Genomic DNA, 12,132 nt, shown 5'->3' with positions numbered 1-12,132 from the left:
ATGCCCACCCGGGGGTGCCAATCGCGCCTCGAGTCTCGTATTGTGCGCAAGTGACCGGGAGGACGGTTCGAGTTTGGAGGAGTCGCTGGATGTTCCTTGAGCGCCTCAGCCTGACCAACTTCCAAAGCTTCGGACCCGAGCCGACCACGATCCGTTTCGACACTCAGCTGACTGCGATGCTCGGCGCGAACGCGGCCGGGAAGACTGCTGCCTGCCAGGCGCTCTCGCGCCTGTTCGGTGTCGTCGGTGACCAGCGGCAGATCCGTGTCGACGACTTCCACGTCCCCGACGACGAGGAAGAGGCACCCGCGACCAGGGCCCTGAGGATCGAAGCAGTCTTCGCGTTCCCCGAGCTCGCAGACGACGCCGCCGACGCCTCAGGCAGCGTGCCGGAGTTCTTCGCGCAGATGACGGCCGATGACGACGGTCAGCTCAAGCTCCGCATCGTCCTTGAAGCTTCCTGGTCGGCGGAAGGCCCTGTGAACGGGACCATCGAAGATAGCCGCCGTGTCGTCTACACCTTCGATGAGGAGTACGGCGAAAAGTGGCTCGAGCTGAGCGCCTCGGACCGCAACCGCATTCAGATGGTGTACGTGCCCGCAACCCGGGACGGAGCCCGCCAGGTCAACGCCTTCCTGCGCGGGCGGGTCTGGCGCGCTAGCCAGTGGTCGGACCCGTTCCGCGAGCACGTCGGCGGTGCCGCCGACGAGCTCTCGGAAAGTTCAAGGACGAAGCGGTCGTCGAGACTGTGACCAAGGCGATCTCCACTAGGTGGCAAGAGCTCCATCACCTGACCTCCGAGCTGAATCCGATGTTCGAGCCCATCAACCGTGACGTGAGCGTCCTTGTCACGAACGCCGAGATGCTCTTCGAGCCTTCGCCGACCGGACGAACACGGTCTGCCAGGGAGTTGAGCGACGGGCAGCAGTCTCTGCTCCACATCGCGCTGACCGCAGCCACGTTGGACCTTGAGGGCGCGATCGCTGCGGGCGACCACGACGACAAGTTCGACCTGACCGCCACGGCTCTGCCATCCCTGACCCTTCTGGCACTCGAGGAGCCGGAGAACAACCTGGCGCCGTTCTTCCTCTCCCGTGTGGTCCAGCAGCTCCTCGACGTGACCCAAACCGGCCGTGCCCAGACACTCATCTCCAGCCACTCCGCCAGCGTTCTGTCCCGCATCCCGCCCGAGCAGGTCCGGCACTTCCGTCTCGACGAGGCAACCAAGACCACCCGAGTGCGCGAGATAGTCCTGCCGGACGACTCCTCAGAGGCGGGCAAGTACATCCGCGAGGCTGTCCGTGCTCATCCCGAGCTGTACTTCGCCCGCTTCGTCGTCCTCGGCGAAGGCGATTCCGAAGCACTTGTCCTGCCGAAGCTCGCCGCAGCTAGAGGACTGCACATCGACCAGTCGTTCGTTGCCGTTGTCCCGCTAGGTGGCAGGCACACCAACCACTTCTGGCGCCTTCTTACTCAGCTCGACATCCCGTACGCCACGCTTCTCGACCTCGACTTGGGGCGAAGCGGGGGAGGTGAAGGACGCGTCCGTGATGCCTGCACCCGGTTGCTCCAGGTCGGTATCAACCCGTTCGACGGATCCGAGGGCATCGTCGGCTTCAACTCGACTGACGACATCGACGATCTCGACACCACTCAGCTGGTGGCATGGCTGAACCACCTCGAGAAGTGGGGCATCTACTTCTCGGCTCCGCTCGACCTCGACATGCTCCTTCTGACGAAGTTCAGGCCGGCCTACACCGACCACCGCGAGGATGGACAGAAGGGGCCCAGTAGCCAGGGAGACCCGCGCGACGCGGTCCTCGGTGAACCCGGCGTGCGACCTGACGTGGCGTACTGGACGGAGGCGAAGAGGACCGACGATCTGCGCTGGTACCGGTACCTGTTCCTCACCCACTCCAAGCCCAGCACCCACCTGCGTGCCCTTTCCTATGTCTCCCCAGCCGACCTAGCCATGGTTGAGGGTCCCCTCTCGCGACTTCTGGACCGGATCGCCGAGGCGGTCACCCCGACATGAGAACCGACCCCGCTGACTGGCGTCCGCGTGACATCGAGGACCTTGAACCCGCGGCCTGGGATGCGTTGCGCGCCGGCACCCTCTCGGTCACCGCGGGGCCAGGCGCCGGGAAGTCCGAGTTCCTTGCACAGCGCGCCAGCTACCTTCTCGAGACCGGCCTGTGCCGTCCTCCCCGGCAGATCCTCGCGATCTCGTTCAAGCGGGACGCGGCAGCCAACCTCCGGCGACGTGTGCAGACACGGTTGCCGGAACACGTCGACCGGTTCACTTCGATGACGTTCGACTCGTTCACCAAGTCGATTGTCGACCGGTTCAAAGACCTCCTGCCACCCGCCTGGGCGATCAGCGGCACGTATCGGATCGGCTTCGCCAGCCAGGTTGAAGTTCGCGACTTCCTTGGCAACCTCGCCGCAGCGGCACCAGAGAAGTTCCGTAGCGGCATCTACGGGATCCGGCAGGCCGGATTCATCACCAACCTCGTCGGTTCCTACCGCTTGGAGCCCGAGCCGCAGGAACCCGCGACTGCAGAGGACTACGCGATCCAGCAGTGGTGGGCCCAGAAGTACCAAGGCCACGAGGTCCCCACGGTCGACTTCGTCATGCTGAACCGATTGGCCGAGCTGGTCATCCGTTCAAGCGTGCAGCTGCAGCGCGCACTCACCGCGACCTACCCGTACGTGTTCGTCGACGAGTTCCAGGACACCACCTATGCCCAGTACTCCTTCCTGAAGTCTGTGTTCGCACGCGAAGGCACGACCGTCACGGTCGTCGGCGACCGCAAGCAGCGGATCATGGGCTGGGCGGGCGCCCTGACCGACGCGTTCGCTCAGTTCGAGCACGACTTCGACGCGCAGCCGTTCGAGCTGAGCTGGAACTTCCGCTCGACCCAGGAGCTCGTCGATCTGCAACATCGCTTCGCGACACGCCTCGACCCGGGCAGCCAGCAGCAGCTGTCACAAGTCGTCAGCCAGGTCGGAGACGTCCCAGTCCAGGTCTGGTCGTTCTCAAACGCCAGGCTTGAGGCCGAGTCCATCGCAGCGTGGATCGCCGCCGACATCGAGCAATCCGGACGCCCGCCAGCGGAGTATGCCCTGATCGCGCGCCAGCGAGTGGCCGACCTCGAACCGGAACTCGCGCGGGCGCTCGCAGCTCAAGGACTCAAGCTGCGCAACGACGACGCCCAGGTCGGCGAGCTCCGGCTCCAGGATCTGCTCAAGGACGAGCTCGCGCGACTGCTCATCGGTCTGGTCCGCCTCGGCGCTGTTCGCGGAGGCCAGCCGCAGACCTGGCGCGAGGTCACCGGCACGCTCACCCGGCTCGCTCCGAACGACGGAAACCGCGAAGTGGGGTCGAGCACCGACGACTCACTCTCGGAATTCCTGGCCCAACTACGCAGCTGGTTCGGTGCTACACCGCTGGACGATGATGCGACCACCGGGCCGGACATTGACCACGCCGAAGAGCTCACCGAGGTCCTCGTCGGCAAGCTCGCGGCATTCGTGGAGTATGACTACATCGCCCAGAAGCGCATCCTCGCGGACCGGGCTGAAGACCTCGCAGTGACGCTCGAGGCGTTCAAGACTCGGCTCGCTGACGTTCTCGGCCGGGTCGACTCGTGGGGTCAAGTGGCTGGCGCGTTCACCGACGACGAAGCAGTGCCGCTGCTGACCATCCATCGCAGCAAGGGCCTGGAATACCACACGGTCTTCTTCGTTGGGCTCGATGACGACCAGTGGTGGGCCCATGCCCGCGACACGGTCGAATCCACGATGGCGTTCTTCGTCGGTGTGTCCCGCGCGGCCGAGCGGCTCATTTTCACCCAATGCGACCAACGCGGCGCCACGGACAGGATCGCCGATCTGTACGAGGTGTTGAACCAGGCCGGTGTGCCGTTCGTGCGTATGGGCTGAGGTCCGACGGAGCGCCTCTCGGCATCAGAACCAAAGTGCCTTCCAGGCTGGAGGGCACGCGCCGCCCCTCCACCATCCAGGTCCGGGCGACAGCGAGGCCCTGTTCGGGCAATGAGGCTCATCGTTTGGTGGTCGGGTTCCTGGCCATCACGGTTCTGGTAGTTGGAATTTGTGTGCTCGTGCTCTGGGCCTCGCAAGCTCCGGTGGCAGCACATACTGCGCGTTGGTCTGGTTGACCTTCAGCAATTCGGCGATGTCGGGAAATGCGCCCTGGGCGAGCAGCTCAGCTGGGCAGTTGTCACACGGTCCAGTCTGCTGGCATGAGAGGCCGAGGACTCGGTTCTTGACGTGCGTGAAGGCGGCGTCCGGGTGGTCTGCCCGGACGATGTGCCAGCTCCCGCTGCGGTCCGCATCTGGTAACGCCAAGACAGCGTCAGGCGTCATCGGCAGATAGAGGTCCGCGCCGACGTGGTGCACCGCGAATACGCGGTCTAGGTAGTCGCAGCTATCCTCAGCTGGCTGGAGTGTCCGCAGCCAGTCCCGGGCGGCGTCAGCTGATCCTGGGCCCCACAGCCAATCTGCCGGGTAAGACGTTGCCTCCCACCTGCCTTGGAACCAGTGCAGGTCAGGATCATGGAACACTGCCCGCACAATGAGGTGTTCCGCGCCGAGCAGCTCGGCGTCGTCATCTGCCAGTCGCTCTGCCCTGGCGGCGATGTCAACACCGTCCGGCGTCCGAGCCAGGGTGAGGATCTCCCTCCGCATGGGCGTCGGATAGAGGCGACCATTCTCGGTTGCTTCGCCCCACAGTTGGTTAATGATCTCGGCCAAGTCAGTCACAGTTCGCGCGGCATCAACGGGTGAGAGGAGGTTATAACCGTTGGGGTGGGCGACCTCGTTACGCAGCGCCGCCATGGCGTCTTCGACAAACCGGTTGCGCTGGCCACGGAGGAGGCCGGCTGCCCTTGCCCACACCCGCAGGTCGGACAACATGCCATCCCTGAACGCGATCGTGGCCCCACTATCACCCACGACCAGACGAAGGCGCTTTCGGCGGTTCCTCTTGAAATAGCTCCGCACGTGTTCGTAGCCGCCGATCTGGATCTCGCGCATCTCGCCATCAGGATCGACGAGCTTCATGCCGTGCTGGTGGTATGTGACGAATCGGTCCCGCAGGGCCTGCTCCAAGACGAGTAGCGCTGCATCGTTCACCAGTGTGAACACGTCGTAGCACAGCACACCGTAGGCGTAGATGGTGCGGAGCCGCTCGAACGAGCGCCGAGTTCCGTCAGCGACTGCGCCGGTGAGTTCAAGGCGCCCAATCACCCGCTGCTGGAACTCGGCCGCCGACTCGGGGGTCAAAATGCGATCCATCCCCAGCCCATGGGGCGTGAAGGCCTGCGTACGCGGGTCTGGCTCACGCAGCTGTTCGAGCGACCTGATCTCCATGCCTGGTATCTCCCGTCCCAACGCCGTCGAGAAAAGCCTTGCAGGATATAGCGGTTTCCGACTCCCTGCAGGCGATTTGCCCGGCGGCGCCGCCGCCGCTGATGGGACTCCAGCAATCGTTCCTGAGCTGGCCGCTAGCCGGGCACGGCGCGGCACGCGGCCAGTCCCGGCTGATATCTGGAACGTCTCAGATCCATCCAGTCAGGCGTAGGCCGGGGGCCAGCTTGTCGACCCAGATCAGGAGTTGTGGCTGTCCCAGCCCAGCACTCACCGGCGCCACCAGCGAGCGTCGCCTGTCGACGGCCGGTCGGCCAGTTTGTGTATGTCGCTGTGTTCTACGCGCGCCGGCGGTCGAGACCGAGGACTCGCAGGTCATCGTCATCCACGCCTCGCAGCAGCTCACGGAGATCCACCTCGAGTGCCCGGCAGAGGGCGATGACATCGGCAACTGTCACCCGGCGTCGCCCGTTCTCGAGGTCGCCCACAACAGGACGAGACCAGCCAAGTTCGGCGGCCAGATCTTCCTGGCGCTCCTGCCGCCGGGCTCGAATGGCGCGCACGTTGGCAGCGATGGTCGCATCAACTTCCTCCGTGGGCACGGCAGCATCGTCCACGCTTCTCCTCCAGTCGGCACGTCGCCAATATCTACGGTAAGAAGTCAATATCTGCTCAGCAATGGTTGAAGCTTCCCTAGGAAAATATTAGCTTCGTCGTGCTGGAAAATCCGTCGTTGCGAAGGAAGGCTCTGCGATGGTCCAGAAAATTGCGGTCCGCGCGCACGCGTGGTCCGGCGCCCGCAGCTCGGCCGTTTATGTGACTGTTCGTGGCTGGTCCCTACTCCTTAAGGCATCGGAACGGCCCTACGAACGGGTGCAGCGGTGACGGCCGGGGCGCATGCAGGCGAGGCTGTCATGGATTGGCAGTACGGCGTCGTGCATTGGCTTGCCCTGGCGAGCGAGCCTCTCCTGGAGACCCAGCCGCCTGCCGGCGAGGGGTGGATTCCCAACGGCGATGTAGGCGACGGTGGTCATGTGGTGGTCATCCCAGCCTGGTCGGATGGTTCAATTGTTCAGCACCGCACCCACTGGCGCCGGTCATCGCCGGGGATGCGGCAGTGGTTCCGGCACGCTCACCTCAGTGAGGACCGCCGTCCATGGTGGGCGGGCAGCCATGTGCCCGCTCAACTCTCCGCACCGTGCGCACTGGCCAGGATCTCCAATCAATCCGAGCGCCTTTGAGCGAGACCTTCGCCCGGAAACCGCCAATCGGCTGAAATGCACGGAGAAGTGAGACATGCACCTGCATGCCAACCCGCGACCAAGCACCTCTGCTGGATTTTCTCGAAGAAGCACCGCATGACGCACGAGGCTCGCCCGCGGCGCGCGGCTCGCCACGCAGCCCGCTCGCGTTGAGGACCAACTGATGTCATCGAGCAGAGCGCCGCCGCTCGTGGCGACAGCGGTCCGGGGGCGCGACTCCTCCTGGCCGGTGAAGTGCTCGCGGAGCTGCTTGACACGTCAAAACCGACGAGGCCCAGCGAAGGACGCCAAGTGGCCGGCAAGCGTGGGCTTGCGTTCCTCGCCGGAGCCGGGAGAGGGTACGTCGGTGGCACGTGCGACCGAGAGCGAGCAGACGGGATCCGTTGGAGTCAGTGAGGTCACTGGCAAGTTCGGCCGAATCGGCTTCGGCTATGCGGAGATCACTCGGCATGACAACGGAACCGATGTCTTTCTGATGGCGCGGGACGCCCGCCGTTTCGACTTGGGGCTGACGCTCGGTGCCCAGATCAAGGCTGGTCCATCCTGGTTCAGAGAGCCCGCCAAGAACGCGGACGGTGAGGTCAATGGGTGGTGGTTTCGCGACGACGACGGTGAGCATATTGATGACTGGCTGCGCCACGGACTGCCCCACCTAGTAGTCATCCATGATCTCGACAGCGACACGAGCTACTGGGTTCATGTCACTGAGGATGCTGTCATCTCGACCGGTAAAGGCAAGAAGGTACTGGTTCCGATCGACCAGAAGGTAGACGAGCAGAGTCGCGACTCGCTCATCGCGATCGCTGCGAGCACGCGGCCCGCACCGGCGTGGGAGGGCAGCGCGTGGCATGGGGCAGATTCTGTGCTGGAGCGGGATCTTCTTCGCTACGCGCTGCTCGTGCCGCGACTCATTGCCCCACATCCGAACTCTCACGTCGATGATCCGCTGACAGCGTCGCAGGCAATTGCGCTTGTCCTCCAAGCCCGGATCGGCGAACTTCATCAGTTCGAGGAACGCGGTCTCGTCCCCAGCACCGACGCTGCTGCAGCGTCGATTGAGTGGGGTTGGCGATTCTATGCCGCCCTGCACCGTCGGGTTACCGCAGGCGAGCTCGATCTGCTGCTCGCGGTGCCCGTCGACGCGCCCGACGCGGCCGCTCAGACCGCTGCGACCATCGCGGCCGCTACGAGCTTGATGGAAGAAGGCCGCACCGATGAGGGAATCGCGTTGCTGGAGGCGATACGCGACACAGACGCTGCCAAACCGGTCGATCACGCATGGCTCGCGGTGCAACTGGCCAGGGCATACGCAGAGGTCGGGCGCACAACCGAGGCTCGTCAGCTCGCCGCATCCGTTCAGTCCATCGCAGGCACCCACGCTGAGGATGTCACCGCGACCGCCGTCGCCGGCGTCGGCGCCCAACTCCTCTTCCGACTACTTGATTGGGGCGAGGGCGATCTGGGTGCCACGATTGAGGCGTCCGACACCGCCGCGAACTGGTGGAGACAGCAGACCCGCGGTTGGGCACTCGCGGACGCGCTAGAGCGCAGCTTCGTCGACTGGTCACGAGACACCTCGCATCGCTGGAGCGCCAGCGACACCGCCCACGACCAACTCGTCGCTGCCGCGCTAAACGCTACATTGGCCGGCGACCACGGAAGCTGGCGAGACCTCTCAAGCCTCTTAGGCCGCGACACGCTCACACGCCTCGCGCGTTCAAGCGACCCAGCAGATCTAGGCGCCGGACTGTCGCTTCTTCGTATGGCCGGGGACCACAAGGCTCTGGACATAGCAGTGCGGAGGCTTGTCGATGACGGGCCAGCAGCCTCAGTGGCGGACACAATCCGTTCGATCGACCTCAATGCCTCCACCCACACAACCGCGTATGCAAACCTGACGCTTCTGCGTCGAGGCGGGGCGGTACTCGACGAGGCGACCGCGGACGCCACCATCGAGTGGCTCCTAGGCACCTACTCCGATCCGGCCGGGTTTGAACAGCGAGTCCGGCCTACTTTCCTTCTCCACATCGCGTTAGTGGAGGCCCTTGCTCAGGTCTTGCGGTCTGCCAGCCAAGCAGCACAGCAGCGAGTTGCCACTTTCATGTTGCAGTTGCCGCCTATCTCGGATGAACTGCTCGCCCGGGGCTGGGCGACCTGCGCCATAGCCTTGGACCGCGCCGTGTGGGGCGCCGACACAGCCGCAACTGCGGTCGCCGTCGCTGAACGCCACCATGAAAGCCTGCGCCACGCGCTCCTGGGCGCTGCGGCCCCATACATCGAGGCCGCGCGGGCCGCATTGGTCGATGACATCGCGGCAGGGTCGTCATCGGCCCTCTCCGCGTTCGGGGATGTTCGCGTACTTGCTGGCGACGCGGCGGCAGCGATGATCCAGAGGCTTGTCGACCAGCTTCGGACGCGTCGCGAGTCCGCAGCATCGGGCATCGTGGGGGTCGGCATCTACGACGAGGCAAGATCCCTCGTCGTCCTGAACTGCTGGCATCCCACACAGGCTCAGTGGGATCCACTTCTGGACTATCTCGCTGATGACAATATCGTTCCGTCCCAGAAGCGCGGCGCATTGCTTGCACTGGCAAACGGCGTGGGCCAGGTGCCTGAAGGATTGAGCGATCGCCTGACCGAGATCACTGCTCGAATCCTCGCCACCGATGCTGATGAACGAGATGTTGAGTTCGGACTCGGACCTGGAGCGGCCGGACCAGCTGCATACCTAATGGCGACATTGGGGGCTGACTCGATGATCGACGAGTCTGTCGTTCAGTTGCTGGCAGGATCTCGCGACCAGCGCCGTTGGGCAGCAATGGTGGCCGCGTGCCACATGCGGGCGGCCGGCGGCGCACAAGAGCTTGCCGTCGGGATGCTGATTGCCTTGGCCCATGACGAAGACCCACAGATCCGTGCGACCACAGCGGCGGGACTCACATGGATCGTCATTGCTGGATCTGCAGATGCCGCGGTCATGGCCACCATCGAAGCAGCCGTCAACGACTCCGGTCTGCTCGTCCCCTTGGCTGTCGCCCGACAGGTTGCGGAAGTTACGGACACCAACCCATCGATCGCGGCGCTGCGGGCTCGACTACGGGATCACCCCTTCAAGCCCGTGCGAGATGCGGCAGTCTGATCTTCCTCGTCGTCGACACCAGACGCTGTGTCGAACAAGTTCGGTCAGCGCCACAGTTCGTCACAGCAGCATTTGTCCGGGCACTGGCTCGGGCTCAGCGCCGCGTACAACCGCGGCACCGGCCGGGCGTAGCGCCGGCTCGGCTCGCCAGCTTCAGACGTGGCCTCTAAGCCGCGGCTTGGTTGGAAGCCGCCTGTCGGAATCAGACCGACGACCTTCTCATTGCGAGGAGGAAGGTCACCGTCACATCTGCCGTCTTCAGGCGTGATTCGTTGCAGGGAACCTATCTCCGGTGCCCGTATTTCTCATCCGTATCGGGCAGTTCGCTCCACGAATGGCTCCACGCCGCCGCTACAACTCCCCCGTCTGCCGGCCGACTCTGACCCATGATGGGGAGGTCAGCGCGGGTGCCGTGTTCGCAGAGGCGTTAACGCGTCGGGTCGGCGAGGGTCGTGGTTGTGGTCTTCCATGAGCAGCCCGGACGGTCGGGTGGTGATGCCAATGTCGTACCTGCCGCCAGGTCCGGGCGCCAAGAGGAGATCGCGTCCGGGCACGGTCAGCTCTCGCCGTTCTGGCGTTGGGCTGCGTCCTCCCGCGGTTCGTCAGGATCAGGGCGCCCGACGCCCCCATCCCAATGGGCGACCTCACCCATCGCCGAGTCCTCGCATACGTCACCCGAGCGTACTTCGGCGGTTTCTACGAAGGGAACCGGTGAGAGCACGGCCCATCCGACGCCCTTCGTCCAGAGCAGTCCGTCCCACTCAACGACATCGGAAATCAGCCACAGATGTGTGATCGGCGCTGGCGGCGTCACTGTCGGAAGGCCGAAATCTGCTGCGCCAGGGTCCTGACGTGCAGTAAGAGCCAACCCTACGCCCATACCCGCCTCTGAGAAGCTGTCGAGGACAACCACGAGGTGCTTCTCGCGGGCGTTGGCCGCCCGTCCCAACTTCTCAACCTTGTTGGCAGCCTGACTGCCGGAGAGGAAGGAGGTTAGCCAGGCGTCAATCGCCTCTTGACCCCAGCCGACTCCGCCGTAGGTCCCGGCACGAACGAAGACCAACCCATCACTGCCCTCCCGAGCCGGCACCCCGTGTATTGATTCGATGCCTAGGGATCCCAGCCGGGACGCCCACGGATCTTCGCCATGGCCAATGTTGCTGGCTGAAGTCCTTCCCTCGGCGTCGAGATCTGCGATCAGACGCTCTAATACACCAGGGCTCAGAGCTCGCACTCGCGCAGACGGCAGGAGCCCAACAATCCAAAGGAGCCGAGAGGAGCCGACTCGCAATCCGGACAAGCGTCTTGCAATCGATGCAGAGAGGTTCCGTCGTTCTGCGTCCACGACGGATGTCACCTCGATCGCCCCGACGCCGCCGTCCAGCAACATGACCTCGAAGTCATGCTGCCCGGGTCGGCCGCCCGCGACATCGACAGCTGTCATCGGCCCGAGCGCCGGCTCCAGTTGTCGTTGGGCCAAGCGCTCATACTCGTCCAACAACCGCTCACCTCCCCCTGCGAACCGGACTCTACATTGGATAGCGGTGCTGTTTGCTTAGAAGCCGCTCGCCACCCCGCTTACCCCTCGCGGAACCGCTAACTCTGTCTAAGATCCGGGGTCAGGACCCGGAAGCGCTGGATGCGCTCGATAACCCTATGGAGGGAAGTAGTGAGTAAGGGAAAACTGACCAAAGCTGAACAGGATCAAATCGTAGTGGACCTGGCTGTCGGCATTGAGTCTCTGAGCGAGGAAGAGTTTGAGGATCTCTACAGCCAACTTGATGTTGAGCACCAAATGACGGTAGATCAAGACGTACGACAGTTCGCTGACAATGCCGTTGGTGACGAGCATTGGGACTCTGACAACTAGCGCTGGTGGTCGGAGGGCCAGCGATGCCCTCCCCATCAAATCAGTCATGGCGGAAGTCTCGCGGGCACGCACGATCAGGGGAACTGCAACAGTTGTACGCGCGCTCATTAGCGAGCGCGCTTCACTCTCGGCGGCACGCGGATGCGCGCAGGGAGCAACGACTCGGGACGAGAGCGCTGGACCGCAGCGTTTCAGGCACCTGCGCTGACGCCGTGACCGACATCGACGTCTGGAGTACGCCCGCTCTGGCCAGCGCTAGTGGTGCGACGGACAGTGATGGGGGTTTCCGGGTCAGCGCCCGGCGGCCTCCTGTTCGTCGGTCAGGGTGGGCATGACTCGATGGTGGTCGTTCGCTCTCCGGTCTGACCACCCCGAGCGAGCCCCGGCGAGTCTGGGCGTACTCCAAGGGCGGGTCAGACCCACCCCATTTCCACGTCTCGATGGTCCGAGCTCCGGAATGTGTCCGATGT

Annotated in this window: 8 protein-coding genes; 4 read left to right on the top strand and 4 right to left on the bottom strand. The window is 64.2% G+C overall.

Annotation, left to right across the window (positions count from 1 at the left end; genetic code table 11):
- Nucleotides 1-50: 50 nt before the first annotated feature.
- Genes AB0F43_RS11050 through AB0F43_RS11040 form a run of 3 tightly spaced genes read left to right on the top strand, consistent with a single transcriptional unit; the run spans nucleotide 51 to nucleotide 3,945 of the window.
- Entirely contained in the window at nucleotides 51-752 is a 702-nt protein-coding gene (locus AB0F43_RS11050) for a DUF2813 domain-containing protein (protein WP_360473751.1), read from the top strand.
- Nucleotides 753-811: 59 nt separating this feature from the next.
- Complete coding sequence (locus AB0F43_RS11045; protein WP_360473749.1) at nucleotides 812-2,035, top strand: TOPRIM nucleotidyl transferase/hydrolase domain-containing protein; 1,224 nt, start codon at nucleotides 812-814, stop codon at nucleotides 2,033-2,035.
- The gene (locus AB0F43_RS11040; protein WP_360473747.1) at nucleotides 2,032-3,945 is read left to right on the top strand and encodes an ATP-dependent helicase; all 1,914 of its coding nucleotides are present in this window, start codon (nucleotides 2,032-2,034) and stop codon (nucleotides 3,943-3,945) included. The genes AB0F43_RS11045 and AB0F43_RS11040 overlap by 4 nt, the downstream gene beginning before the upstream one ends.
- Nucleotides 3,946-4,092: 147 nt before the next feature.
- Here the strand turns inward: AB0F43_RS11040 and AB0F43_RS11035 are convergent, their stop codons facing one another.
- Together AB0F43_RS11035 and AB0F43_RS11030 are read right to left on the bottom strand one after the other, a co-directional pair.
- Nucleotides 4,093-5,394 (bottom strand): hypothetical protein, encoded by a 1,302-nt coding sequence (locus AB0F43_RS11035; RefSeq protein WP_360473745.1) that lies wholly within the window; start codon nucleotides 5,392-5,394, stop codon nucleotides 4,093-4,095.
- Nucleotides 5,395-5,729: 335 nt separating this feature from the next.
- The gene (locus AB0F43_RS11030) at nucleotides 5,730-6,008 is read right to left on the bottom strand and encodes a helix-turn-helix transcriptional regulator (RefSeq protein ID WP_360473743.1); all 279 of its coding nucleotides are present in this window, start codon (nucleotides 6,006-6,008) and stop codon (nucleotides 5,730-5,732) included.
- 991 nt (nucleotides 6,009-6,999) lie between these two features.
- Between AB0F43_RS11030 and AB0F43_RS11025 the strand changes: the two genes are divergently transcribed.
- Nucleotides 7,000-9,792 carry a DUF4365 domain-containing protein gene (locus tag AB0F43_RS11025; RefSeq protein ID WP_360473741.1) on the top strand — a complete coding sequence of 931 codons (2,793 nt, stop codon included), beginning with the start codon at nucleotides 7,000-7,002 and terminating at the stop codon, nucleotides 9,790-9,792.
- Between the two features lie 556 nt (nucleotides 9,793-10,348).
- Here AB0F43_RS11025 and AB0F43_RS11020 read toward each other — a convergent pair.
- Both AB0F43_RS11020 and AB0F43_RS11015 read right to left on the bottom strand, forming a co-directional pair.
- A complete protein-coding gene (locus AB0F43_RS11020; protein ID WP_360473739.1) occupies nucleotides 10,349-11,290 on the bottom strand; it encodes a hypothetical protein in 942 nt (313 codons plus the stop codon).
- 156 nt (nucleotides 11,291-11,446) lie between these two features.
- Nucleotides 11,447-11,710 (bottom strand): hypothetical protein, encoded by a 264-nt coding sequence (locus tag AB0F43_RS11015; protein ID WP_360473737.1) that lies wholly within the window; start codon nucleotides 11,708-11,710, stop codon nucleotides 11,447-11,449.
- Between the last annotated feature and the right edge of the window lie 422 nt (nucleotides 11,711-12,132).

This window comes from Kribbella sp. NPDC023972, from assembly GCF_040639075.1.
Classification (GTDB): domain Bacteria; phylum Actinomycetota; class Actinomycetes; order Propionibacteriales; family Kribbellaceae; genus Kribbella.
The sequence above is the reverse complement of the archived record's forward strand: the minus strand, read 5'-3'. Positions and strand labels throughout refer to the sequence as shown.